The 21,851-nt window shown below is 64.2% G+C and carries 30 protein-coding genes and 1 pseudogene; 17 read left to right on the top strand and 14 right to left on the bottom strand.

All coding sequences use genetic code 11. The features are described 5' to 3' along the window. Positions 1 to 3: 3 nt before the first annotated feature. Complete coding sequence (locus DC366_RS16435; protein WP_243405184.1) at positions 4 to 291, bottom strand: DUF2933 domain-containing protein; 288 nt, start codon at positions 289 to 291, stop codon at positions 4 to 6. A gap of 177 nt (positions 292 to 468) precedes the next feature. Between DC366_RS16435 and DC366_RS16430 the strand changes: the two genes are divergently transcribed. The 7 genes from DC366_RS16430 (at position 469) to DC366_RS16400 (ending at position 6,104) form a co-directional block, all read left to right on the top strand. Then, entirely contained in the window at positions 469 to 1,044 is a 576-nt protein-coding gene (locus tag DC366_RS16430; protein ID WP_108693303.1) for a L,D-transpeptidase, read from the top strand. A 33-nt stretch (positions 1,045 to 1,077) separates the two neighbouring features. Further along, positions 1,078 to 1,536: a c-type cytochrome gene (locus DC366_RS16425; protein ID WP_108693302.1), complete on the top strand. Its 459-nt coding sequence runs from the start codon at positions 1,078 to 1,080 to the stop codon at positions 1,534 to 1,536. Between the two features lie 377 nt (positions 1,537 to 1,913). After that, positions 1,914 to 2,513: a c-type cytochrome gene (locus DC366_RS16420; protein ID WP_341476703.1), complete on the top strand. Its 600-nt coding sequence runs from the start codon at positions 1,914 to 1,916 to the stop codon at positions 2,511 to 2,513. 1 nt (position 2,514) lies between these two features. Beyond that, positions 2,515 to 3,456 (top strand): cytochrome c, encoded by a 942-nt coding sequence (locus tag DC366_RS16415; RefSeq protein WP_108693300.1) that lies wholly within the window; start codon positions 2,515 to 2,517, stop codon positions 3,454 to 3,456. A gap of 49 nt (positions 3,457 to 3,505) precedes the next feature. Continuing rightward, the gene (locus DC366_RS16410) at positions 3,506 to 4,897 is read left to right on the top strand and encodes a multicopper oxidase family protein (RefSeq protein WP_108693299.1); all 1,392 of its coding nucleotides are present in this window, start codon (positions 3,506 to 3,508) and stop codon (positions 4,895 to 4,897) included. Then, a complete protein-coding gene (locus DC366_RS16405; protein ID WP_108693298.1) occupies positions 4,897 to 5,373 on the top strand; it encodes a c-type cytochrome in 477 nt (158 codons plus the stop codon). Before DC366_RS16410 ends, DC366_RS16405 begins: the two co-directional genes overlap by 1 nt. Positions 5,374 to 5,384: 11 nt before the next feature. Continuing rightward, entirely contained in the window at positions 5,385 to 6,104 is a 720-nt protein-coding gene (locus tag DC366_RS16400; protein ID WP_165802942.1) for a DsbA family protein, read from the top strand. 59 nt (positions 6,105 to 6,163) lie between these two features. On the opposite strand, the gene DC366_RS16395 is transcribed toward DC366_RS16400, so the two are convergent. Continuing rightward, positions 6,164 to 6,370 (bottom strand): heavy-metal-associated domain-containing protein, encoded by a 207-nt coding sequence (locus DC366_RS16395; protein WP_018065822.1) that lies wholly within the window; start codon positions 6,368 to 6,370, stop codon positions 6,164 to 6,166. Positions 6,371 to 6,511: 141 nt separating this feature from the next. Between DC366_RS16395 and DC366_RS16390 the strand changes: the two genes are divergently transcribed. From DC366_RS16390 to DC366_RS16365, 6 genes are all read left to right on the top strand, one after another. Further along, positions 6,512 to 9,019, top strand: coding sequence for a heavy metal translocating P-type ATPase (locus DC366_RS16390; protein WP_108693296.1), 2,508 nt, complete (start codon positions 6,512 to 6,514; stop codon positions 9,017 to 9,019). 13 nt (positions 9,020 to 9,032) lie between these two features. After that, the gene (gene cueR, locus DC366_RS16385; protein WP_018065824.1) at positions 9,033 to 9,452 is read left to right on the top strand and encodes a Cu(I)-responsive transcriptional regulator; all 420 of its coding nucleotides are present in this window, start codon (positions 9,033 to 9,035) and stop codon (positions 9,450 to 9,452) included. Positions 9,453 to 9,467: 15 nt separating this feature from the next. Continuing rightward, complete coding sequence (locus tag DC366_RS16380) at positions 9,468 to 9,884, top strand: ion channel (RefSeq protein WP_108693295.1); 417 nt, start codon at positions 9,468 to 9,470, stop codon at positions 9,882 to 9,884. Positions 9,885 to 9,977: 93 nt separating this feature from the next. Beyond that, the gene (locus DC366_RS16375) at positions 9,978 to 10,859 is read left to right on the top strand and encodes a DUF305 domain-containing protein (RefSeq protein WP_207768751.1); all 882 of its coding nucleotides are present in this window, start codon (positions 9,978 to 9,980) and stop codon (positions 10,857 to 10,859) included. Between the two features lie 115 nt (positions 10,860 to 10,974). Continuing rightward, complete coding sequence (locus DC366_RS16370; RefSeq protein ID WP_207768750.1) at positions 10,975 to 11,202, top strand: NADH-quinone oxidoreductase subunit A; 228 nt, start codon at positions 10,975 to 10,977, stop codon at positions 11,200 to 11,202. Positions 11,203 to 11,300: 98 nt separating this feature from the next. Further along, positions 11,301 to 11,750 carry a hypothetical protein gene (locus tag DC366_RS16365; protein WP_108693293.1) on the top strand — a complete coding sequence of 150 codons (450 nt, stop codon included), beginning with the start codon at positions 11,301 to 11,303 and terminating at the stop codon, positions 11,748 to 11,750. Here the strand turns inward: DC366_RS16365 and DC366_RS20350 are convergent. Further along, positions 11,712 to 11,933 (bottom strand): hypothetical protein, encoded by a 222-nt coding sequence (locus tag DC366_RS20350; RefSeq protein ID WP_243405183.1) that lies wholly within the window; start codon positions 11,931 to 11,933, stop codon positions 11,712 to 11,714. The genes DC366_RS16365 and DC366_RS20350 overlap by 39 nt on opposite strands. Positions 11,934 to 12,433: 500 nt before the next feature. Here DC366_RS20350 and DC366_RS20345 point away from each other — a divergent pair, with 500 nt between their 5' ends. From DC366_RS20345 to DC366_RS20575, 4 genes and pseudogenes are all read left to right on the top strand, one after another. Then, a complete protein-coding gene (locus DC366_RS20345; protein ID WP_243405182.1) occupies positions 12,434 to 12,922 on the top strand; it encodes a J domain-containing protein in 489 nt (162 codons plus the stop codon). After that, positions 12,832 to 13,359: a J domain-containing protein gene (locus DC366_RS20340; RefSeq protein ID WP_243405181.1), complete on the top strand. Its 528-nt coding sequence runs from the start codon at positions 12,832 to 12,834 to the stop codon at positions 13,357 to 13,359. The genes DC366_RS20345 and DC366_RS20340 overlap by 91 nt, the downstream gene beginning before the upstream one ends. Next, positions 13,356 to 13,691, top strand: coding sequence for a chaperone modulator CbpM (locus DC366_RS16350; RefSeq protein WP_165802941.1), 336 nt, complete (start codon positions 13,356 to 13,358; stop codon positions 13,689 to 13,691). The genes DC366_RS20340 and DC366_RS16350 overlap by 4 nt, the downstream gene beginning before the upstream one ends. 312 nt (positions 13,692 to 14,003) lie before the next feature. Continuing rightward, positions 14,004 to 14,363 (top strand): annotated as a pseudogene (locus tag DC366_RS20575) (bifunctional enoyl-CoA hydratase/phosphate acetyltransferase); the annotation flags it as partial. Here the strand turns inward: DC366_RS20575 and DC366_RS16335 are convergent. Genes DC366_RS16335 through DC366_RS16285 form a run of 11 tightly spaced genes read right to left on the bottom strand, consistent with a single transcriptional unit; the run spans position 14,310 to position 21,849 of the window. Continuing rightward, complete coding sequence (locus DC366_RS16335) at positions 14,310 to 14,798, bottom strand: CBS domain-containing protein (RefSeq protein WP_369333112.1); 489 nt, start codon at positions 14,796 to 14,798, stop codon at positions 14,310 to 14,312. The pseudogene DC366_RS20575 and the gene DC366_RS16335 sit on opposite strands and share 54 nt — an antisense overlap. A 36-nt stretch (positions 14,799 to 14,834) precedes the next feature. Continuing rightward, a complete protein-coding gene (locus DC366_RS16330) occupies positions 14,835 to 15,743 on the bottom strand; it encodes a F0F1 ATP synthase subunit gamma (protein ID WP_108693290.1) in 909 nt (302 codons plus the stop codon). Further along, positions 15,727 to 17,235 carry a F0F1 ATP synthase subunit alpha gene (locus DC366_RS16325; protein ID WP_243405180.1) on the bottom strand — a complete coding sequence of 503 codons (1,509 nt, stop codon included), beginning with the start codon at positions 17,233 to 17,235 and terminating at the stop codon, positions 15,727 to 15,729. The genes DC366_RS16330 and DC366_RS16325 overlap by 17 nt, the downstream gene beginning before the upstream one ends. Continuing rightward, entirely contained in the window at positions 17,225 to 17,983 is a 759-nt protein-coding gene (locus DC366_RS16320) for a F0F1 ATP synthase subunit B family protein (protein ID WP_108693288.1), read from the bottom strand. Before DC366_RS16320 ends, DC366_RS16325 begins: the two co-directional genes overlap by 11 nt. Before the next feature lie 3 nt (positions 17,984 to 17,986). Further along, positions 17,987 to 18,277 (bottom strand): F0F1 ATP synthase subunit C, encoded by a 291-nt coding sequence (locus DC366_RS16315; protein ID WP_108693287.1) that lies wholly within the window; start codon positions 18,275 to 18,277, stop codon positions 17,987 to 17,989. Then, positions 18,274 to 18,966, bottom strand: coding sequence for a F0F1 ATP synthase subunit A (locus tag DC366_RS16310; RefSeq protein ID WP_108693286.1), 693 nt, complete (start codon positions 18,964 to 18,966; stop codon positions 18,274 to 18,276). The genes DC366_RS16315 and DC366_RS16310 overlap by 4 nt, the downstream gene beginning before the upstream one ends. Continuing rightward, positions 18,957 to 19,259 carry an N-ATPase subunit AtpR gene (locus DC366_RS16305; RefSeq protein ID WP_165802940.1) on the bottom strand — a complete coding sequence of 101 codons (303 nt, stop codon included), beginning with the start codon at positions 19,257 to 19,259 and terminating at the stop codon, positions 18,957 to 18,959. Before DC366_RS16305 ends, DC366_RS16310 begins: the two co-directional genes overlap by 10 nt. After that, positions 19,259 to 19,513, bottom strand: a complete 255-nt coding sequence (locus DC366_RS16300) for an AtpZ/AtpI family protein (RefSeq protein WP_108693284.1) — start codon at positions 19,511 to 19,513, stop codon at positions 19,259 to 19,261. The genes DC366_RS16305 and DC366_RS16300 overlap by 1 nt, the downstream gene beginning before the upstream one ends. A gap of 2 nt (positions 19,514 to 19,515) precedes the next feature. Further along, positions 19,516 to 19,917, bottom strand: a complete 402-nt coding sequence (locus DC366_RS16295) for an ATPase (RefSeq protein WP_108693283.1) — start codon at positions 19,915 to 19,917, stop codon at positions 19,516 to 19,518. Beyond that, a complete protein-coding gene (atpD, locus tag DC366_RS16290) occupies positions 19,914 to 21,296 on the bottom strand; it encodes a F0F1 ATP synthase subunit beta (RefSeq protein WP_108693282.1) in 1,383 nt (460 codons plus the stop codon). The genes DC366_RS16295 and atpD overlap by 4 nt, the downstream gene beginning before the upstream one ends. Continuing rightward, on the bottom strand, positions 21,289 to 21,849 hold the full coding sequence (locus tag DC366_RS16285; protein ID WP_108693281.1) for an HdeD family acid-resistance protein: 561 nt from the start codon (positions 21,847 to 21,849) through the stop codon (positions 21,289 to 21,291). The genes atpD and DC366_RS16285 overlap by 8 nt, the downstream gene beginning before the upstream one ends. Between the last annotated feature and the right edge of the window lie 2 nt (positions 21,850 to 21,851).

Below are 21,851 nucleotides of genomic sequence, written 5' to 3'. Positions count from 1 at the left end.
GGCCTAATCGGCGGCTACTTTTTGATCCACCTGGATCGCAACATCATCGGTCCGCTCGCTCTTCGTATCATGGCATGATTTTCCCATCATCCGATGCATGATCAAATGTGCGGCGACGCACAAAAGCAGAGGTGCGAAGACGTAGAGCCCGGAGGTCAATCCGCCCGCAAGTCCCCCCGCCATCACGAACGCTGCGATTGGAAGCAGCATCACCGCGCAGCAGGCCCACATGGCGTATTTCATCACCGGCATCGTGCTCGATTTCTCAACAGGAGTTTCAGATTCATTCATTTTCGTTGCATCTCCAAGCATACAGGAGATAGGCTAAAGCCTTCCTGCGCCGGAAGGTCAACGATACAAACCGATACAAAAATCACGGTCTTGTCAGGGGGCATCTGCTTGACCTTCCGGTGCTGGAAGGTGGTTTATCCCGCTAAAACAGGCAAGAAATAGATGTGAGAGCAGGTTATGACAGAACATGGCAAAAACCCCCTCGACCGGCGTGGATTTCTGATGGCGGGAGTCAGCGGTGCTATCGCACTGGCGTCCCCAACGCTTCTTCGGGCGGAGGAAGCGTCCGTGGTGAGGCGCAACATGTCTTCCTTCCGGCTACACGCTTGGCAGGATCACTTCGACAGCCTTGGCAAAGGCATCCTGCTCTCGGACACGAACACCAGGGTGCTCCAGCATTGGACTGCCGATGGGGAGATGCGTATCTATCCCACCTCGGTGCCGTTGTCCGACGAGCTGACACGCCGCGGTTATACCGAAGTGGTCTTCAAGGATGAGGCCCCCGATTGGGCGCCGACACCCTCGATGATCGAGCGCGATCCGACGCTGCCGCGCTATGTGGCGCCCGGGCCGGACAATCCGCTGGGTATTCGTGCCATGCACCTGAGTTGGCAGTACTATCGCATTCACGGCACCAACGACACGCGCAAGATCGGTCGCAAATCGTCGAATGGCTGTATCGGCCTTTATAACGAACAAATTGTCGAGGTTTTCGACAGATCGCCGGTTGGTACACAGGTCAAACTTATTTGACCGAAGCATTCGGTTGCGAGGGGCAAGAAAAGTATGAACAAGACATTGCTGGCGATCGTCGCCTTCTTTCTCGTCGGGGGGTTTGCGGTCTACTGGAATGCGACGCAACGGGCGACGCAAGGCACGGGCCATTCGATGATTCCGCCCGATACCAGCACCCTGGCCGAGGGCGCACCGATCGTCGAGGTGGCGCTTCCCGCCGAACTGTCGGCGGACGCGCAGATCGGAAAGCGGGCGTTCGACGCCAAATGCGCCGAGTGTCATGGTGCGAATGCGGCGGGCCAGAACGGCGTCGCCCCACCGCTTGTACACAAGACCTATGAGCCAAACCATCACTCCGACATGGCATTCGTCCTCGCGGCAAAAAACGGCGTCCGTGCGCATCACTGGAACTTCGGCAACATGCCGACGGTGGAGGGTGTGACCGATGGCGACGTGAAAATGATCACGCGTTACATTCGTGAGCTTCAGAAGGAAAACGGCATCTTTTGAACGAAAGACGCAAAATTGAACCTGTCGGCTTGCTACGCGCGATGATTCTCTGCGCGCTTTTCGCATTCGGCTTGACCCCTCAGGGCGCTGAAGCCCATTCTTCTGCTCCCGCCGCGACAAGCTCAACGCACGCCGTGGTCGACGATGATCATGGCGAAGATCATACTGTCATCCAGGAGGCATTCGGACATTGCCATCCGGGAATTGACTGCGCACTTGCGGCGATCACGGTGGATTCAGAGCGCGCACACCCCGTCAGGCGTGCCGCGACCACGAAGGTCCGGCCTCCTCACGTAACGCATGACGGGAGCGGTCCGGCCTATGAACCGCCCCCTCCACGATCCTTCACCTGATCGGACCTGTCTCGAAATCAGGATTTGAAGGACAATGACATGAAACCTACAGGGATTATCACTTCCGCCGTGCTTGTCGGCGTGGCATCGGCGGCGCTCGCCCATAGCGGCGCGACCGGTATCGTGAAGGAGCGCATGGACGCGATGTCGGCAATGGGCAAGGCCGTGAAACAGGTCGCCCCGATGATGAGCGGCGAGACGGCGTATGATGCTGATACCGTGCGGCACGCTGCGGAAACCATCGGCATGCACGCTGGCGATGCCATGACCCGTCTGTTCCCGGACGGCAGCGCAGGCATGCCATCGGTCGCGAAAGACGCCATATGGAACGATTGGGAGAGCTTTGCAGGCCTGGCCGAGGAGTTGCACAGATACGCCGAAGGCCTGGCTCTTGCCGCTGACAACGCACCCGCAAGTCAGTCGGACACCATGTCGAATACAAGCGTCATGATGGGCGGCTCCGACATGATGGGAGCCAACTCGATGATGGGCAGTGGTGACATGATGGCCGATGACACGATGGGGCGCGAAGAACTGGCCGAGATGCCCGCCAACGCGGTTTTCGCGAAGGTCAGCGACACCTGTTCGTCCTGTCACACCCGCTTCCGCGCGAAGGTGAAATGACATGAGGCGGGTTCTTGCAGGTGTTGCCGTCCTTGCCCTTTCCGGCACGGCGGCAATCGCGGCGTTGGTGGTTTGGCCCATTGGCCGACCGCCCGCCGAGATCGAGTTGACCGGCGATGTCCAGCGCGGTGCCTATCTGGCGCGCGCGAGCGGTTGCATCGCCTGTCACACGAATTTCGAGGATGGCGGCGCTCCGCTGGCGGGCGGTGCCCCGCTCGAAACCCCGTTTGGCGTCTTCTACCCGCCGAACATAACCACCGATCCCGAGCACGGCATCGGAGACTGGAGCCTGTCTGACTTCGCGATGACTGTCAGGCAGGGCGTTTCGCCCGATGGCGAGCCCTTCTTTCCGGCATTCACCTATCCGTTCTATGCGGATTTTTCCGATCAGGACGTCGCCGATATGTGGGCAGCATTCCAGACCGTCGCACCGGTAACCAACCCCGCACCACCGCACGATGTCGGTTTCCCGTTCAACCAACGCTGGGGCCTGAAACTATGGCGTGCGCTTTTCATGCATGATCCGCAGACCGAACCGGTGGAAGGAAAGAGCGTCGACTGGAACCGCGGCCGGCAACTCGTGCGCGGCGCCGCCCATTGCGGGGCCTGTCACACCGGTCGGAACCTCGCGGGCGGCCGGATGCCAGATGCCGTTTTTGCCGGCAACGACGACCTGCCCGGTGGAAACAAGGCACCATCAATCCTGTCCGACGATCTGGCAGATCGCGGATGGACCGTCGCCAATCTGTCATATGCTCTGCAAAGTGGTGTTACCCCGTCAGGAGACGTGTTCGGCGGCAGCATGGGTGAGGTTGTCCAGAACGGAACGCGGTTCCTCTCAAAGTCCGATTTGAAAGCGATGGCGATCTATCTTCTCGACAGCGATGTACCGGAACGCAGGGCTTTGGCGGGGACGCCGAGTATCGGCAAAACCATCGATTGACACGGGCGGGGCGGCGTATCGCCCCGCACATTTCAAGGACACGGAAAAGATGACGACACGGCGAGAATTTCTTGAGCAGGGCGCGGCGACGATTGCGGCTCTGACCGTTCCGGCCCTGGCGCGTGCTGCAACGCCACGCTTTGCCGAACTCAAGGCCCGGCCCGCGCGCGTCCAACTTGCACCCCCAACCTATCCCAAGACTGAAATCTGGGGCTATGACGGCGCGATGCCGGGACCCGAGTTGCGGATGGCTCAAGGCGCCCGCATCCAGAGATCGTTCCTGAACGAACTGCCGCAGGCAAGTTCGGTTCATTGGCACGGGATCCGCATCGACAACGCGATGGACGGGGTTCCCGGGCTGACGCAGCCAGCTGTCGAGCCGGGACAGGGTTTCGACTATGATTTCGTGGTGCCGGACGCCGGCACCTACTGGTATCACGCGCACAACCGGTCAACCGAGCAGGTCGCGCGCGGACTCTATGGTGCGCTGATCGTGGAAGAGCCCGAGGCGCCGGATATCGACCGCGAGGAGGTATTGATCCTCGACGACTGGCTTCTCGATCCCGAAACGGCACAGATCGACCCCGACTTCACGTCACGCCATGATCGCAGCCATGCCGGGCGGCGCGGCAACTTCATCGCCACCAACGGGCGCTTTGATCTGTCGCTGGACGTGAAGCAGAACGAACGCCTGCGGCTGCGGCTGATCAATGCCGCCAACGCCCGGATATTCGTTCTTTCGATTTTCGGGATGGAAGGCTGGACCGTGGCCCTTGATGGCATGCCGCTGTCCGAGCCCAAGCCAGTAAGTGAGGTGCTGATCATTGGGCCGGGCCAGCGCGCCGATCTGATCGTGGACGTCACAGCGGCGTCGGGCGAGACAGCGCATCTTGTGCGCGTCGAGGATCAGGAGGGCGTCTCACAGGTGGCGTTTCCGGTATCGGGCCGCGCGGCGGCGGCGCGGCGCGGGTCGCCACATCCCCTGCCCCCGAACCCACGCATGGACATATCCGGCATGGAAAAAGCGGTAACGGCGCGGCTCAATATGCAGGGCGGGGCAATGGGCACACTCGATGCCGCCACCCTCGACGGCGAACGCAAGAGCTTTCGCCAGTTGGTCGAGGCAAACCAGTTCTGGTCCTTCAACGGGACGATCGGGATGACCGACACCCCGCTCGTGAGCGTGCCCGTGGGTGAGACGATCAAGCTGGAAATCTACAACGACACGTCCTTCCCCCATGCAATGCACCTGCACGGGATGCATTTCCGGGAAGTAACCGGGGACGCGGGCCTTGGCCCCTTCCGCGACACCCTGCTGATGTTTGGCGGCGAGACCCGGACCATCGCTTTCGTCGTCGACAATCCGGGAAAATGGCTGTTTCACTGTCACATGCTGAGCCATGCGGACTCGGGCATGATGACCTGGCTGGAGGTGGCGTGATGCGGAAATACCTGCTCCTTTCCGCCGTGCTTCTATCCGGTGCCGCCGCGGGCGCATGGCTGATGACGCAGGCCGGGGCCGAAACCAGCGCTCCTCCGGAAAGCGCCGATCTGGCGCAGGGCGAGAAACTCTACCAGAGCTACTGCGCCTCCTGCCACGGCGCCAACCTCGAGGGCCAGCCGGACTGGCGCTCACCTGGACCGGACGGCACGCTGCCCGCGCCGCCGCATGACGAAACGGGCCATACCTGGCATCATCCCGACAGCGTGCTCTTCGACTACACCAGGCTCGGCGGCAAGGCGACCCTCGCGGCACAGGGCGTTGATTTTGCAAGCGGCATGCCCGGCTTTGGCGATCAACTGAGGGACGACCAGATCTGGAACATCCTCGCCTATATCAAATCCACCTGGCCGGATCGGCAACAACAGATTCAGGCCGAACGCAGTGCCGCCGAGTCCCAGAGAGAAGGAAATTGACAATGCACCCGATGAAAACCGCAGCCCTGGCGCTTGGCCTGGCTATCGTGCCGATTGCCGGCTTCGCGCAAGAGCCGAGCGATACACGGATCAAGGAACTGGCGCTGGAAGCGATCCGGGAAAATCCGCAGATCGTCATGGAAGCCGTGCAGTTGCTCGAACAGGAGCAGGCGGCCACCCGGGCAGACGCAGCTGCCGACGTTCTGAAAAACCAGCGCCAGTTGCTCGAGCGTGATCCGAACGCGCCGGTCCTCGGAAATCCCGAAGGCGATGTCACGGTCGTGGAGTTCTTCGACTACAACTGCCCTTACTGCAAGCGGGCCATGTCCGAAGTTCAGGGGCTTCTGGATGCCGACAGTAATGTTCGGCTCGTTTATCGCGAATGGCCCATTCTCAGCGAAGATTCGGTGTTCGCGGCAAAAGCGGCCCTGGCCGCAAGGCAGCAGGGAAAATACGAGGAGTTTCACTGGGCACTGATGGGTATGGAAGGGCGCGCCGAGGAAGCATCGGTCATGCGCCTGGCTGAGGAGATCGGGCTCGATATCGAACAATTGCGCACCGATATGGACGCGTCCGAGGTGCAGGAGCATATCGACGAATCGATGCGCCTGTCCCAGGCGCTCGGTTTCAACGGAACACCGTCTTTCGTGATCGGAGACGCCCTTGTGCCCGGCTTTGTCGAACAGGATCAACTGGAGGCTCTGGTCGACAAGACACGGGAAAGTGATTGATCTCGCTCGCCAGATCAGATGTTGGAATGGCGCCGGACCCGCCGGCGCCATTTTTCGTATCAGGTCGCTGCCGGTGTTTTTGCATCATAGCCGGCATCGCGAATTGCTTCGGACACGGCCCGCTCGCTTAGAAAGCTCTCCACCTCGACAATATGCGCCCCAAGGTCACAGGAAACCCTGGCGGTTGGATCAATTGCCTTGATCGCCTTCTCGATTGCAGCGGTGCAGTGCCCGCAGCTCATGTCCGGTACGCTCAATCTGGTCATGCCTATCTCCTTCGAATTCCAGTTCAGGTGAGGTCTTCCACCGCAGGAAGGTCAAGGACGGAATGGAATATTTTTGAACCCTATTGACCTTCCATCAGGTGGAACCCCTATCTTTCGGACAAATCCAGACAGGAGTCCGCCATGCCAGATTCGCAAACCCTTCGGCTTTCCGTGCAGAACATGTCTTGCGCTTCATGTATCGGACGGGTCGAGCGGACCCTGTCCGCGCTGCCGGGCGTCGATGACGTCCATGTGAACCTCGCCAATGAGACCGCGCAGGCGCAGATCGATGCGCCCGAGCGGATCTCCGACGTCATGACAGCGCTGGATGAGGCGGGTTATCCGGCACGGACCCAGGATGTGCGTCTGAACGTGGCGTCGATGTCCTGCGCCTCCTGCGTGGGGCGCGTGGACAAGGCGCTGGCGGCGGTACCCGGTGTGCTGGAGGTCAACGTCAACCTCGCCTCGGAAACCGCGACCGTGACCTATGCCGAAGGGGCGGTGGAGCTTGCGGATTTGCTGAAGGCGGCCGAGGACGCAGGCTACCCTGCGGAGCCCGCAGAGGACACCGCCTCGGAGGATCGCAGCGCCCGCAAGGACAGCGAGGCCAAGGCGATGGCGCGAAAAACCGCGCTGGCCGCCGCCTTTGCCCTTCCCGTCTTCCTTCTGGAAATGGGCGCGCATGTCGTGCCGGGTGCGCATGACCTGATCGGGCGCACCATCGGCCATCAGACAAGCTGGATGATCCAGTTCGTGCTGACCACCATCGTGCTGGCCTGGCCGGGGCGTGCCTTCTACACCAAGGGCTTCCCGGCGCTCTTCAAGGGCGCGCCGGACATGAACAGCCTCGTCGCGGTCGGCACCTCGGCGGCCTATCTCTTTTCGCTGGTGGCCCTCTTCGCGCCCGCACTGCTGCCCGAAGGCTCGCGCGCCGTCTATTTCGAGGCGGCGGCGGTGATCGTGGTGCTGATCCTGCTGGGCCGCTGGATGGAGGCGCGCGCCAAGGGCCGCACCGGCGCCGCGATCCAGAAACTGCTGGGGCTTCAGGCGCGCACCGCGCGGGTTCTCGTTGACGGTGAGGCGCAGGACGTGGCGATCGAGAGGATCCGCGTGGGCGACATCCTCGTCGTGCGTCCCGGCGAGCGGATTGCAGTGGACGGAGAAGTGACCGACGGCAGCGCCCATGTCGATGAAAGCATGATTACCGGCGAGCCGGTGCCGGTGGCCAAGGGCACCGGCGATCCGGTCACGGGCGGCACGGTCAATGGCACCGGCGCCTTCCAGTTCCGCGCCACGCGCGTCGGCGCCGATACCACGCTGGCGCAGATCATCCGCATGGTCGAACAGGCGCAGGGCGCCAAGCTGCCGATCCAGGGCATGGTCGACCGGATCACGCTGTGGTTCGTGCCTGCGGTGATGGCCTTCGCGGCGCTGACGGTTCTGGTCTGGCTGGTCGTCGGCCCCTCGCCCGCGCTGTCCTATGCGCTGGTGGCCGGGGTGTCGGTGCTGATCATCGCCTGCCCCTGCGCGATGGGTCTGGCCACGCCGACCTCGATCATGGTCGGCACCGGACGGGCCGCCGAGATGGGCGTGCTGTTTCGGAAGGGAGACGCGCTGCAGCAATTGTCCGGCATCGGCGTCGTGGCCGTCGACAAGACCGGCACCGTCACCGAAGGCCGTCCGGAGCTGACGGACATGGTGCTGTCGGGCGGGTTCGTCCGGACCGAAGTTCTGGCACTGGTCGCTGCGGTCGAGGCGCAGTCGGAACATCCCATTGCCGATGCCATCGTCCGCGCGGCCCGGGCCGAAAACGTGGCGCGGCATGAGGTGGAGAGCTTCGAGTCGATTACCGGCCACGGCGTCCGCGCGCATGTCGCCGGGCGCGATGTCCTGGTCGGGGCCGACCGGCTGATGACCCGCGAAGGGTTGGAACTTGGTGCCCTCGCCGAGGCGGAAACGCGCCTCGCCGAACAGGGGCGCACCGCGCTCTTTGCCGCCATCGACGGGCGGGTGGCCGCGGTGATCGCGGTGGCTGACCCGGTGAAGCCTTCCAGCGCGGCGGCCATCGGTGCGCTGCACGATCTGGGACTGAAGATCGCCATGATCACCGGCGACAAGCGCGAGACGGCGGAGGCGATTGCAAGGGAAACCGGTATCGACCAGGTGATCGCGGGCGTTCTGCCCGATGGCAAGGTCGCGGCGCTGGACGATCTGCGGAAAGGCGGGCGGCAGGTGGCCTTCGTCGGCGACGGCATCAACGACGCGCCGGCGCTTGCGCATGCGGATGTGGGCATCGCCATCGGCACCGGAACCGATGTGGCGATTGAGTCGGCCGATGTGGTGCTGATGTCGGGCGATCTGCGCGGCGTGGTGAATGCCTATCAGGTGTCCACCCGCACCATGCGCAATATCCGCCAGAACCTGTTCTGGGCCTTTGGCTATAACGTGGCGCTGATCCCGGTGGCGGCGGGTGTGCTCTATCCACTGTTCGGCCTGTTGCTGTCGCCGGTTCTGGCCGCGGGCGCGATGGCGCTGTCCTCGGTCTTCGTGCTGACCAACGCGCTCAGGCTCCGCCGTGTGTCCCCCGCAATGGACGAGACGAGGTCGGTCCGCCCGGCCGCCAACCTTTACCCCGCCCCTGCCGAATAAGGAGGATTTTGAGATGAACATCGGAGATGTCGCGGAACGCTCCGGCCTGCCGGCCAAGACAATCCGCTATTACGAGGATATCGGGCTGGTCAAGCCGCTGCGCAGCGCCAACGGCTATCGCAGCTTTCGCGACCGCGACGTGCACAAGCTGGCATTCCTCGGGCGCGCCCGCGCGCTCGGCTTCAGCATCGAGGATTGCCGCAATCTCCTGAAGCTCTACGAGGACGACGACCGCACCAGCTCCGAGGTCAAACAGATCGCCGAAGTGCAGCTTGACCGGATTGACCGGAAGATCGCGGAGTTGACGGAGATGCGCGCGACGCTTGCGCATCTCGTCGATGCCTGCGCCGGAGACCACCGGCCCGACTGCCCTATCCTGGCCGATCTTGCAGCGAAAGAGGAAGAAATCGCTCTGCTGAATGAAGCCGGTTAAGAGGGACAGTCGCGTATGACACTGGCTGCAGGGCTGGTCATCATTCTTTTCGGATTGTGCGGTGGCCTGCATGCGCGTGCAATGGCATTCGCCATGCACCTTACCGACCGGAAGCACATCACCGGCACAGGTGCACTGTTGATTGCCCTTTACGTCCTGGCGGCCGCGCATATTGCCGAGGCAGGGCTCTACGCGGTCGGCTTCTTTATCGGCGAACCGACGGGCATTGGCGGTTTTGCGCAAGCTGACGTGAACTCGTTCATGGATGTGTTCTATTTCTCAGTGGTGAATTATTCTTCCCTTGGGCTGGGCGACATCTATCCGACAGGTCATCTGCGCTTTCTGGCGGGGATTGAGGCGCTGAACGGTTTCTTGCTGATCAGCTGTTCGGCTTCGACCATCTTTCTGGTCACGACCAGACGACATTCCTGACGCCTGCCGCATATCTGGACTTTCCAAAGCTTTGGAACCCTCCAGCGCTGGAAGGTCGTTACCTTGTTTTAACGCGAATCTGAAAGGTCACTCATGTCATATTGGAGATTTGCCGCAATGATCGCGACCTCGACGGTCGTGATGTTCATCCTGATGTATCTCAATACCTACCTCTGGGCGCATGTCTTCTGGTCGGAGACACGGGCCTACATGGCGGTCCTGATGGGCGCGACAATGGCCTTCATCATGCTCGGATTCATGTTGTCAATGTATTCCAGCAAGACAATCAACGCCTCGATTTTTGCGGGTGCAGCGTTGGCCTTCGCAGCGTCGCTCTGGCTGGTGCGCAGCCAGGTGACGGTCGGCGATACCAGCTTCATGCGGGCGATGATCCCGCATCATTCCATCGCCATCATGACGTCGAGCCGGGCCAATATCGAAGATGCCCGCGTGCGCAAGCTGGCCGATGAAATCATCTATGCCCAGGACAAGGAAATTGCCCAGATGCGGTATCTTGTCGACGAGATCGAGGCGTCGGGCGTGGTGTCGGGATCGCAAGAAGCACCCGCCGGGGACGTGATGAACCTGGAGCAGGCGCTTTCCACGGCCAATATCGCGGTTCTCGATCCAGGGTTCATGACGGAAGCGGACATCGCCCGCCTGTTCCCCGATGGCCCCATCTGCACCTTCGCCTATACCTCGGACAGTCCCGCGGTTCTGGCGATCGGTTCGGTTGGCGACGGGATGGCCGGCCTGGTGAAACTCAGCGGCGATCTGGTGCGCCTCGACGTTTCCTCGGACGGCGACATCGCGACCGGCGCCGCGCCGCGCGCCGACGGCCTTGCCATGCATGTAAGCGCACCGGGTGGCGGTGCCCTGAACGCGGGCGGAACCATGCAGGAAGCCGACCTGACGCTGGAGCTGGACGCGGGCCTGACCGCCGGCTTCCGCGGCTTCTACCGTTGTGCGGCGTGAGCGTTGCTTCGGGTTGGCGCAGGCAGGCGCGATTGCAGCAGGATATGATCCTTCGCGAAAAGGGTGGTAAAGCGTCGGGAAAAACGCCGCATGGGATGTGAAGGAGGACAGCACGATGACCGAGATTGCGATGCCACTCATTCTTGTGCTGTTCGCCGTGGCCTTTGCGCTCGCGGTGCAGCGGATCGGGTCGCAGGACGGAGCGACATGGCCAGGGCGCGCGGCCTTTCTCGGGGGCGGCCAGCCGGAAGCCCATGCCTGGCAGCGGTTCCATGTGCGCTATTATCCGATGACGCTGCTCTTCATCGCGTTCGAGATGGAGATGATGTTCATGTATCCGTAGGCCGTGGCCTATGTGGAGACCGGGGCGAAGGCGCTGGCGGAGATGGGGATGTTCCTCGGCATCCTCTACGGCTGGCGCGAGGGGGTGTTCCGGTGGCAATGAGGCTGCTCACCGCGCTGGCGCGCCGGGCCGAGGTACCGGTCTTTCCGGTCGTCGGCGCACGGGGTCTTGCGCGGGTCGAGACGCTGCGCCGCCGGCCCGGCCTGCGGCTGGTGGACAGTCCGCGCCACGCCCGCGTGCTGCTGGTGGCCGGAGAGGTGGCGCCGGCGCACAAGCGCGCGCTGGAGCGGCTGCACGCCCAGCTTCCCGCCCCGCGCGGTACGGTCTGGTGGCAGGGGTCGCCTCTGGGGTCGCGTCTGTTCGAGCGCGGTGAAACGGTGGCTGGGGACGACCCGCTAGAGGCGATCCGCCGGGCGGCGCACGCGGGCGACCCCGACCAGCGCCCCGACGTGCCGCCGCACCCGTGGGAGAGGCCGCGAGCCACACCCGCGTATTGCTCGGAACCGGGATCATGCCATCAGACCCTGCACGAGGCCGACAACCGATGACAGCGCCGTCGACCCTTCGACAACGACCCGTCGTCCATCCGACAGCGTGATGTCGACCCTATGCGCCAGAAGGCGGGCAGATGTCAAACCCGCTGTCCCCATCGTCACGTCCTCGGCAACATGGTCGATGGACGGCCCCGATGCTTCCACCGGCAAAAAGAGGCTGCCGCCTTCCAAAGCCATTTTCGGTCCCTCTGCTGCCGGCAGAAAAGCGGGGGTCTTTCAGCCAGTTGAAGATCAGGTTCGCGTTCATCAAATAACGACGTGTACCCTGCGCGACCGACACACTGGGTGCCGATGGTGTCCGGCACACGCGGCTGATCGCGCGGTGTCCGGCTATCTGACCCCGGTCGAGGGCGCGCTTTTGCAGAAGGCGATTGATCTGCGGTCATCCTGAACGCGCTCCGGGCACTGAGGATCGCGCCATCGGACACCGGCGCGACCGTCCGGAACGAGCCTGAGGGGCTCTGTCGCTTGAAGGCGGCACAAGCCTCGCGCCCGAACGCGTCCCTTTCTGAACGACGGGCTATGCCGGCCGTGAGGTATTAGCACGGACTTCGCACGGACACTGAAATCTCGGCCGATAATCGTAATATCCTGGGAAAGCGCGCCAGCTGTCCGCTGGAGGCGGAAACTCTCGACGGTGCCGAGCTTCGCGCCGGGCGCAGCAAAGGTGGCGAGGAATGAGTGACGATCCCTACAAGGTGCTTAGCGTCGCAAGGGATGCAACCCAAGCCGAGATCAAGAAGGCTTATCGCAAGCTCGCCAAGACCCTGCACCCCGACCTGCATCCGGGCGACAGCTCGAAAGAGGCCGTGTTTCAGGCCGTCGCCGCGGCCTATGACATCCTGGGGGACGCCGAGAAACGCAAACGTTTCGACGCGGGCGAGATCGATGCGCGTGGCCATGAACGGCCCCAGCGGCAGTATTACCGGCGCATACCGGTGCCGATCCGCAGGGACGCTATTAGTCGAGCGGTGGCTATGGCGATTTTGAGGGTGTCTCCGACATTTTCGCCGATCTGTTCGGCGCCCGGGGCCGCGCGCAGCATGATCAGGGCTTTGCTGCGCGGAGGGCGGATTTGCGCTATCATCTCGACGTGGATTTCATGGATGCGGCGCTCGGCGCGAAACGCGGCGTGCCCTTGCCGGACGGCAGGGCCATCGAACTAAGCATTCCCGCAGGTGTAAAGGACGGGCAAATCCTGCGTCTGCGCGGCAAGGGACAGCCTGGGGCGGGTGGCGGCCTAGCAGGCGATGCCTATGTCGAAATCGGCGTGCGCACGCACCCAGTCTTTGCCCGGGATGGCGAGGACATTGAAATCGAGTTGCCGATCACCTTTGACGAGGCCGTTCTGGGCGTGAAGATCGAAGTCCCGACGCTTTCGGGCAAGGTGTCCATGACGATCCCGAAAGGCGCGTCCTCGGGGCGGCGTCTGCGGCTCAAGGGCAAGGGAATCAAACCCGCGAAGGGGGCGGCGGGCGATCAGCATGTGCGGCTGATGATCGTGTCGCCCTACAAGATCGATATCGAGATGGAAGAAATCGCGCAACAATGGCGCGACCATGTCACCCAAGATCCGCGCGGCAAACTGTGGAGGGCGCTATGATGCTGGATGAACGCGATGTTGTTGCAAGGGTTCAGCGTGTGCATTTGCGCGAACTCCGGCTCTGGGTGCGCGAGGGCTGGGTCAGGCCGTCCGAAAGTGAAAACGGACCGATCTTCGATGAACTGGACGTGGCGCGCATCCGGCTGGTCTGCGATCTGCAAAAAGACCTGTCACTGCCGACAGATGCCATCTCGGTGATACTGTCACTTTTGGATCAGGTGCACGGGCTTCGCCGTGAATTGCGCACCTTGGCGGAGGCAGTCGACGAGCAGCCCAAGGAAACCCGCCGCAGGATCATCGAAGCCTGCCGCTCGCGGGCCGCGCAAGACTGAGCGGTTGGCTATCATCGGCAAGGACATTTTCCGAACGACAATCCTTAATCCCCTTACCTACGGTCTTCCGCTTCGATTAACCGCGATCAACGCGCGGGTACAGGAACGCTGCCAATAGCTCCGGAAGCGTCGCATGACTTGAACGCCGCCCGCACTTGCCGACCCGGGCCGGGCCGCCGCGAAAAAGGGAACATGGGATGAATACGAACAAGACCATCGGTTCCGAAGCGCGGCAAGAATTGCACCCGGATCGGCTGGAACAACTTGAGCGCGAAATCGATCCGGTCAAGGTCGCCGTCGTCCATCCGGTGGATGGCCCGAGACTGCTCGGTGCGCTGGAAAGCTGGAACAGGGGGCTTGATCGACGCGGTGATCGTCGGCCCCGAACTGGAGGTCCGGCAAGTGGCGCAGGACGCCGGCACGCATCTTGCCGACACGCCGGAGCAGTCCGCCAGGGCAGCGATCGATCTGGCCGTGACGGGCAAGGTGGACGGGCTAATGAAAGGCGCGCTGCGAACCCATGTGTTGATGCATGCCGTGGTTTCGGAAACGGCGCTGCACACCCGGCGCAGGATGAGCCATGTCTTTGCCGTCGACGTGTGCAGCTACGCACGGCTGCTATTCGTATCCGATGCCGCGATCAACATTCGCCCGGATCTCAGGACGCTGCACTATATTACGGCCAATGCCATCGACCTGGCCCATGCCCTCGGGGTTGAACGGCCCAAGGTGCCGCGCCTGCCCGGCCAGTTCCTCGCTCGCGTCGCGGGCGATATCGCCCAGCGACAGGACGCCGATCAGCGCCCCGGCATCATCGCACACGACAAGCCGCCTGACCCGCTGACGCCCCATGAGCCGGGCCGCCCGGACGACATCGTGATCGGGCCGGCAGCAAAGGACCGGCCGCGACATGAGCGCGCCGACGGGGAGGTCTGCGTTCGGCTCCAGATCGAACATCAGCCGCACGACCTGATCACGGTCCGTCACGATCCCGACGGGCTTGTCGCCATCGCAGACCGGCAGCATGCCGATATCGAGGTTCGCCATCAACGCCGCGGCGGCGCGAACGGAGGTGTTCGGCCCGATCGTGGTGACGTTCGACTGCATGATCTCATGTACCATCATCCGCGCCTCCGGCGTCCATCAATCGCGACTCTCGGCATCGCGCCTCTGGCGACGGTCCCGCCCCTTGAGCGCCTCGAACCCGACGATCACGTCCAGCAGTTCGGTCGTGATCTCGCTTTGCCGGACCTGGCGCGTTTCCGATTGCAGGTCCTCCAGGCGTTCATCCACCGATTGCTCGGCCTGCTGCATCCGCGCCAGCCGGGCCGCGTTTTCCGTCACCAGCGCCTCGGCGGCGGCGCGATAGAGCGTGGCGAAGACCAGATTGCGCACCAGTGCCGCCAGCAGATCAGGTGCCGGCAGGCTGAACTGCGGCAGGCTACGCGAGTTCCAGGGCCGCTGCGCCATGACCTCCAGCATTTCCGGATCGAGCGGCAGAAGCGCCTGCGTCACCGGCGATTGCAGACCATGCGCGCCGCGCTCCATGTAGATGAGATCGGCCGCCAGATCGCCCGAGGCAGCCCGGCTGCGCCGCGCGTCTAGCCGCGTGACCAGCTGACCCGAGAGCCGAATCAACCCGTCTGTATTGGCCGGCGGCATCAGCACGTCCTCCGGGAGGATTTCCTCGCCCCGCAGCGCGTCCTCCATCTGCGCGCCGACGCAGATGACGGGCACGTCGCGCAGGGCCGTGTGACGGGTGACCTCACGCGCCAGCAGTTCGTTGTAATTGCCGCAAAGCCCGTGGTCCGAACCCATGACGATCAACACCCTTTGCGGCGCCTCCACCGGGTCCCGCCTGAGCGGACCGTTGCAGTACAAGAATGCGTGCAGCCCCTCGAGGATGGTCTCGCGCCAGACGTCGATGGCCTCGGCGGCTTGCTCGTAAGGGGCCGCATTGATGGCCGACATCGTCTTCATCGTGCGCACGATTCCGCGAATGCCGTCCATCGTGTCGGTTCGCCGTATCAGGACTTCAAGCGTCTGCGCCATCTGTTCCCTCCGCCAAGGCGGCGCGGGCCCCGCTCACGATGCGCCCGCGCCCCTCGTCCCCGAGGGTGCGCCCCGTCGCAATGAGATCCGCCGTGTCGCCGTCATTCTCGCGCATGTCCTTGCGTATGATGTTCATCGCGGCCGTTGCGTCAGCCTCGCTCATGTCGTCCAGCAACCCGTCCATCGCGGCCAGAAGCACTGCCAGCTGCTCGTCGCCAGGCATCGGATCGCGCTCGTTCTGGCGCAGGGCGGCGCGCACCGCAGCGCCGCGCGCCAGCTTGCGGCGGGTATCCTCGTCGAGGCGGGTGCCGAAGCGCGCGAATTCCTCCAGCTCTTCGAATTGCGACAGCGTCACGCGCAGGTTGCCCGCCACGTCGCGGAACGCGGGCGCCTGCGCCTTGCCGCCTACGCGGCTGACCGAAACGCCCAGATCAACCGCCGGAAACTGGTTACGGCGCACGAGGCGGGGTGAGAGGTAGATCTGCCCGTCGGTGATCGAGATGAGGTTTGTCGGGATATAGGCCGAGAGGTTTTCCGCCTGCGTTTCCACCACCGGCAGCGCGGTGATGGATCCGCGGCCCGCGTGATCCGCGAACTGGCCCGCCCGTTCCAGCAGCCTAGCATGGAGGTAGAAGATATCGCCCGGAAACGCCTCGCGCCCCGGCGGGCGGCGCAGGAGCAGTGACAACTCGCGGTAGGAATGGGCGTGATGCGTCAGATCATCCAGGATGACGACGACGTCATTGCCCCCCTGCGCGAGGTCTTCGGCCATCGATATCGCGGCGTAAGGCGCGACATAGCTGAGGCCCGGGGCCTCTTCGTCGCCGGCCGACAGCATGATGGTCCGCTCCATCATACCGCCGTCGCGGATCGCGCCGATCACCTTGGCCACCGCATCACCCCGCTGGCCGATGGCGCAATAGACGCAGATCACATCCGTGTCCTTCTGGTTCAGGATAGTGTCAATCGCGATGGACGTCTTGCCGGTCTGCCGGTCGCCGATGATCAGTTCGCGCTGGCCGAGGCCCACGGGCACGGTGGCATCGACGGCTTTCAGCCCGGTCGCCAGCGGGCGCGCCACGGGCGCGCGATCCAGCACGCCGGGGGCCTCCATCTCGATGGGGCGGGTGCGGTCCGTGCGGACCTCGCCGCCCTCGTCTCGCGGACGTCCCAGCGCATCGACGACACGGCCCAAGAGCGTGCGGCCCACCGGCACCGCGACCACCTCGCCGGTGCGGCGCACGTCCGCGCCGGGCACGACATGGCCCGCAGCGCCCAGAAGGACGACGCCCAGTCGCCCCTCCTCCAAATCGAAGACGACGCCCATCAGCCCGCCGCCGAAATCGAGAAGCTCATCCACGAGGGCGCGGGCAAGGCCGGCCACGATGGCAATCCCGTCGCCGATCTCGGCCACCTGCCCGATCTCGCTCAGTTCGGGCGCGGGTGCGGGTGCGTCGAGCAGGTCTTGCAACAACTTATCTTCATGCGGCATTGGCCTCACCCCTTCCATGGCGCGCGTTCTCCAGTATCGCCCGCAGGCCGTTGACGTAGCTGTCGGTGCTCCAGCCCAGTTGCGCGCCGCCGACGCGCAGGCCGAGGCCGGGGGATTGCTCGGGATCGGTCCGGAAATGCACGGCGATATCCGGTAGAGCATCGTTGATCTGGCGCGTGAGCTGCGCTTGCAGATCCTCCGGCAGCGGGTCTTTCGACGTGACGATGGCGTCACTGTCCCTGCCGGCGGCCTCCGCCAGATCGCCGGCCATGTCGGGCAGGCGCTCGGCCGCGCGGGCTATGATGCGATCCTCCAGCGTTTCCCCTGCGAGATCCCTCAGCGCCTTGCGCAACAGCGCGACCAGCGCTGATGCGCCGCGGAGTTCCAGATCGGCGGTATAGCGGCGCGCCTCGTCCGCGCGGGCCTCCTCGCGCGCGGCCTGCTCGCGCTCCAACCGTTCGCGGGCCTGCCTGAGCAACGCGTCGCGCTCCTCCTCGGCCTCTTGGCGGGCTTTCTCGATCACACCTTCATGGCCCTCTTTCAGCCGCGCGATCTCGGCGTCGTGTCTGGCCTCGGCGGCCTCGGCCTGCTGGCGGATGCGGCCCGCCTCCACCATCCGCTCGGCGATCCGGCGCTCGCGCGCGTCTATGCCATCCAGGATCGGACGGTAGAGGAACCGTTTGAGAAGCCACACCAGCACCAAGAAGTTGGCGATCTGCGCGGCGACCGTGATCCAGTCGATGGACATGGCTCAGCCTCCGGCCCCCGGCGCTGCCGCCTCGAGCGCGGCGTTCCAGAACGGATTGGCGAACAGCAGGATCATCGCGATCACGAAGCAGTAGATCGCGGTGGATTCGATCATCGCGAGGCTGACGAAAAGCGTGCGCGACAGGGTCGATCCCGCGTCGGGCTGCTGGGCGATGGAGTCGAGCGCCGCAGCCGCCGCGCGCCCCTCGCCGAGCGCCGGGCCAATTGCACCGAACGCGACGCTCAGCCCGGCGGTGAAGATGGAAATGGCGGCGATGATGGAAAGATCGGTCATGTCTGCTCCTTTGCATTTTGGATTTCCGGCTCCGCCGTGGCGGAGGAGATGTAGACGGTGGCGAGTATGGCGAAGATGTAGGCTTGGATGACGCCCGTCAGCAGACCCAGCAGATCCATCACCACGGGAAAGAAGAACGGCGCGACGCCCAGCAGGATCGCCACGATCACCGCGCCGCTCATAACGTTGCCGTAAAGGCGAATGGCGAGGGAGATGCCTCGCGACACCTCGCCGATGATGTTGAAAGGCAGCATGATGATGTTCGGCTCCATGTAGCTGTGCAGGTAGCCACCCACCCCCCGGCTGCCGATCCCGAAGAGCGGCACGGCGACCAGCACCGCCAGCGCAAGCCCCGCCGTCGTCGAAAGCGAGGCGGTCGGCGCGTGCCATCCCGGCACGACTGTCAGCATGTTAGATACGACAATGAAGAGGAAAAGCGTGCCCGAGAAATACAGCAGACGCCGGTCGGGGCGCGCGCTGATCTCGTCGATCTGATCCTGAATGGTCAGCACGATCGCCTCCAGCACCGTGCGCCATCGGTTCGGTGGCACGTCGGGCTCGAGCCCCCGCGTGATCAGGATGGACGCCACTGTCAGCAGGGCCATGACGACCCAGGTGAAAACGATGGTCGCATTCAGGCCAAAACCGGCGATGGTGAACAGGATCGTGGTGTCAGGCGTCAACTCCATGATGCGCCTCCTTTCGCGGGGGTGCGCCGTGCGGCGGCCACAAAGACGACGCGCAGGCCGAGGAATGCCAGCGCGCAGGCCGCCAGTGCCACCGCGCCCAGCTGCGCGGTCCACCAGCCTGCGATCAGCAGAAGGGCGATCCGCAGGGCTGCACTGGGCAAGAGCACGGCCATCGGCCTTGCGTGCCCCAACGCGAGCCGCACCCCCCAGGCGAGCCCCGCGAAGTAAAACGCCCCGGCAGCCGATCCGGCCAGCGTGCCGAGCGCGAAAGCAGTCCAGTCGATAGCCAACATCACTCGCCACCCTCCTTGTCGATCCATGCCCAGGCCAGCAGGGCGCCGATGACCACGCCCCCGAGGATCAGCGCGATGGTCCAAGAAAACCCCTGCGGGTATGCGCGGTTCAGCCAAAGCCCCAGGAACGCGCCCGCCACCGTCGGCACGGCGACCGCCCAGCCGATCATCCCGAAGACGCCGATCCCGCGCAGCGGGCTGGGGCCGGGATTGTCGCGCCCGATCCGGTCTCTGTCGTTGCGGTCTCCTGTCATGGCTACGCCCTCAGCCCGGCAAAGCGGCGCACCATGTCAGCCTCCAGCCGCGACAGGGCGGCGCGCGCGACGCGCTCCTCGTCCTCCATCGCGTCCCAGAACCCGGCGACGGCAGCATCGAGCGAGACGAGATCGGGCGCCTCCACGCCGCGCTGCACGACGATCTCGACGCTGTGCCCTTTCTTGACCAGCATGCCGCCATCAACGCCGATAATCCGCTCGAGCCCATCCGCCTGCGTGACCAGCAGGACCGAGGGCACAATCGCGGTGACGAAATCCACATGGTTGGGCAGGATGCCGAAGCCGCCGTTTTCCGCAACGCCATTGACCTGGCGTGCCGCGCCGGAAAACAGCGTCTTGCCCGGAAGGCTGATACGCACTTGCATGTCGGTTGCCATGCTCATGCCGCGCCCTCCAGGTCGACCAGGCTTCCGATCATGTAATAATCGCTTTCGGGGCGGTCGAATTCGGTCTGGTTCAGGATCGTCTCGCACCCGTCCAGCGTCTCGGCCAGCGTCACCAGCTTGCCGCCCTCGCCGGTCGATCCGGCGACGGTGGTGAAGGGCTGCGTCAGGAACCGCTCCAGCCGCCGCGCGCGGGCGACGATGGCACGGTCATGGGCCGACAGCTCCTCGATGCCCAGCATGGCGATGATGTCGCGCAGATCCTCATACTCGGCCAGCGTGCGGCGCACAGCGCGGGCGATGTCGTAATGGCGCTGGCCCACCACGTTCGGCGTCAGCATGACCGAGGTCGAACCCAGCGGATCGACCGCAGGATAGAGCCCCTCGCTCGCGCGTTTGCGCGACAGCACAACCGAGGCCGAGAGGTGCGAAAAGATATGCGCCGCCGCCGGATCGGTGAAGTCGTCAGCCGGCACATAGACTGCCTGAATGGAGGTGATCGCGCCCTCGCGGGTCGAGGCGATGCGCTCCTGCAAGGTGGCGAGTTCCGTGGCGAGCGTCGGTTGATAGCCCACGCGGCTGGGCATGCGGCCCATCAGGCCGGACACTTCGGAGCCCGCCTGGACGTAGCGAAAGATATTGTCGATCAGCAGCAGCACATCCTGGCTGCGGTCGTCGCGGAACCATTCGGCCATGGTCAGCGCGGCCTTGCCGACCAGAAACCGCACACCCGGCGCGGCGTTCATCTGCCCGAACAGCATCACCATCTTGTCGCGCACGCCCGCATCGCCCATCTCGCGCCAGAGCTCCTCGGCCTCACGCGATCGCTCGCCAATGCCGCAAAAGAGGCTGACGCCGCGGTGATGCTCGACCGTGTTGTGAATAAGCTCGCTCAGCAGCACGGTCTTGCCCACGCCCGCGCCGCCGAAAAGGCCGGTCTTTCCGCCGCGCTCGATGGGGGCCAGAAGGTCGATGGCCTTTATGCCCGTCTCCAGCACCTCGGCGCGGGACACGCGGGCCGCCAGGGGCGGCGGCGCACGGTGGATCGACCGGCGCGCGTCGCTTTCGGGCGCAGGCAGCCCATCGATGGGCGCGCCGAAAACATCCAGCATCCGGCCCAGCACCGCCTCACCCACCGGCACGCGCACGGGGCCACCCGATGCGCGCACCGGTGTGCCGAGGCCGAGGCCCTGCACACCGCCCAAAGCAATGCAGCGTGCCGCACCGCCCTCGACGAAGGTCATCACCTGCAAGGCCACGTCGCCCGCATAGAGAAGGTCGTCGATTTCGGGGCCGTGGCCTGCGAACACCGCATCGACGATCCCGCCGCGCACGGCGACGACATGGCCCGTGGCCTGGGTGGGGGCGGTGTCAGGCATGACCTGCCTCGGGGCGCTCGCGTTTCAGCCGCATCGCAACGCCGATCAGGATCATGCCGAACAGCCCCGAATAAAGCCCGATCAGCCACACGACCGAGATGATCCCGACCCCTGGCATGGCGACCAGAAGGATGCCGAACGCCACCGACAGCGCGCCGCCCAGCACCAGAAACCATTCGCCGCTGATCTGCTTGCGCAGTTCGATCGCCGCGATGATCCGCAAGATGCCACCGACGATGGCCCAGGCGGCGATGAACATCAGCAGGACCAGCGCCGTGACGCCCGGCATGAAGAAGGTCAAAAGTCCCACGACGATGCCAAGGATCGCCTCGAGCAACCAGATCCACAGGTGATTGAGTTTCGCGCGGTTGCGGATGGCGTAGACCAGCCCCAAGATGCCATCGACCAGCACATAGGCCGCGAAGAGCAGGATCAGCACCGCCAGCGTCAGGCCCGGCCAGATGAACGCCGCGATGCCAAAGATGATCGCCGCGATGCCCCGGATCAGGAACACCCACCAGCCTTCTGCAAGTCTTTCGATGAAAGCGTCCATTT

It is taken from the genome of Pelagivirga sediminicola (genome assembly GCF_003072125.1).
Classification (GTDB): domain Bacteria; phylum Pseudomonadota; class Alphaproteobacteria; order Rhodobacterales; family Rhodobacteraceae; genus Roseovarius; species Roseovarius sediminicola.
Note: the sequence above shows the minus strand (reverse complement) of the source record. Positions and strands in the feature narration are given on the sequence as shown.

Excerpts from the sequence above, each read along its gene's own strand:
- DC366_RS16435 (WP_243405184.1), bottom strand. The coding sequence starts at position 291 with ATGAATGAATCTGAAACTCCTGTTGAGAAATCGAGCACGATGCCGGTG.
- DC366_RS16430 (WP_108693303.1), top strand. The coding sequence starts at position 469 with ATGACAGAACATGGCAAAAACCCCCTCGACCGGCGTGGATTTCTGATG.
- DC366_RS16425 (WP_108693302.1), top strand. The coding sequence starts at position 1,078 with ATGAACAAGACATTGCTGGCGATCGTCGCCTTCTTTCTCGTCGGGGGG.
- DC366_RS16415 (WP_108693300.1), top strand. The coding sequence starts at position 2,515 with ATGAGGCGGGTTCTTGCAGGTGTTGCCGTCCTTGCCCTTTCCGGCACG.
- DC366_RS16410 (WP_108693299.1), top strand. The coding sequence starts at position 3,506 with ATGACGACACGGCGAGAATTTCTTGAGCAGGGCGCGGCGACGATTGCG.
- DC366_RS16405 (WP_108693298.1), top strand. The coding sequence starts at position 4,897 with ATGCGGAAATACCTGCTCCTTTCCGCCGTGCTTCTATCCGGTGCCGCC.
- DC366_RS16400 (WP_165802942.1), top strand. The coding sequence starts at position 5,385 with ATGAAAACCGCAGCCCTGGCGCTTGGCCTGGCTATCGTGCCGATTGCC.
- DC366_RS16395 (WP_018065822.1), bottom strand. The coding sequence starts at position 6,370 with ATGACCAGATTGAGCGTACCGGACATGAGCTGCGGGCACTGCACCGCT.
- DC366_RS16390 (WP_108693296.1), top strand. The coding sequence starts at position 6,512 with ATGCCAGATTCGCAAACCCTTCGGCTTTCCGTGCAGAACATGTCTTGC.
- cueR (WP_018065824.1), top strand. The coding sequence starts at position 9,033 with ATGAACATCGGAGATGTCGCGGAACGCTCCGGCCTGCCGGCCAAGACA.
- DC366_RS16380 (WP_108693295.1), top strand. The coding sequence starts at position 9,468 with ATGACACTGGCTGCAGGGCTGGTCATCATTCTTTTCGGATTGTGCGGT.
- DC366_RS16375 (WP_207768751.1), top strand. The coding sequence starts at position 9,978 with ATGTCATATTGGAGATTTGCCGCAATGATCGCGACCTCGACGGTCGTG.
- DC366_RS16370 (WP_207768750.1), top strand. The coding sequence starts at position 10,975 with ATGACCGAGATTGCGATGCCACTCATTCTTGTGCTGTTCGCCGTGGCC.
- DC366_RS16365 (WP_108693293.1), top strand. The coding sequence starts at position 11,301 with ATGAGGCTGCTCACCGCGCTGGCGCGCCGGGCCGAGGTACCGGTCTTT.
- DC366_RS20350 (WP_243405183.1), bottom strand. The coding sequence starts at position 11,933 with ATGGCTTTGGAAGGCGGCAGCCTCTTTTTGCCGGTGGAAGCATCGGGG.
- DC366_RS20345 (WP_243405182.1), top strand. The coding sequence starts at position 12,434 with ATGAGTGACGATCCCTACAAGGTGCTTAGCGTCGCAAGGGATGCAACC.
- DC366_RS16350 (WP_165802941.1), top strand. The coding sequence starts at position 13,356 with ATGATGCTGGATGAACGCGATGTTGTTGCAAGGGTTCAGCGTGTGCAT.
- DC366_RS16335 (WP_369333112.1), bottom strand. The coding sequence starts at position 14,798 with ATGCAGTCGAACGTCACCACGATCGGGCCGAACACCTCCGTTCGCGCC.
- DC366_RS16330 (WP_108693290.1), bottom strand. The coding sequence starts at position 15,743 with ATGGCGCAGACGCTTGAAGTCCTGATACGGCGAACCGACACGATGGAC.
- DC366_RS16325 (WP_243405180.1), bottom strand. The coding sequence starts at position 17,235 with ATGCCGCATGAAGATAAGTTGTTGCAAGACCTGCTCGACGCACCCGCA.
- DC366_RS16320 (WP_108693288.1), bottom strand. The coding sequence starts at position 17,983 with ATGTCCATCGACTGGATCACGGTCGCCGCGCAGATCGCCAACTTCTTG.
- DC366_RS16315 (WP_108693287.1), bottom strand. The coding sequence starts at position 18,277 with ATGACCGATCTTTCCATCATCGCCGCCATTTCCATCTTCACCGCCGGG.
- DC366_RS16310 (WP_108693286.1), bottom strand. The coding sequence starts at position 18,966 with ATGGAGTTGACGCCTGACACCACGATCCTGTTCACCATCGCCGGTTTT.
- DC366_RS16305 (WP_165802940.1), bottom strand. The coding sequence starts at position 19,259 with ATGTTGGCTATCGACTGGACTGCTTTCGCGCTCGGCACGCTGGCCGGA.
- DC366_RS16300 (WP_108693284.1), bottom strand. The coding sequence starts at position 19,513 with ATGACAGGAGACCGCAACGACAGAGACCGGATCGGGCGCGACAATCCC.
- DC366_RS16295 (WP_108693283.1), bottom strand. The coding sequence starts at position 19,917 with ATGAGCATGGCAACCGACATGCAAGTGCGTATCAGCCTTCCGGGCAAG.
- atpD (WP_108693282.1), bottom strand. The coding sequence starts at position 21,296 with ATGCCTGACACCGCCCCCACCCAGGCCACGGGCCATGTCGTCGCCGTG.
- DC366_RS16285 (WP_108693281.1), bottom strand. The coding sequence starts at position 21,849 with ATGGACGCTTTCATCGAAAGACTTGCAGAAGGCTGGTGGGTGTTCCTG.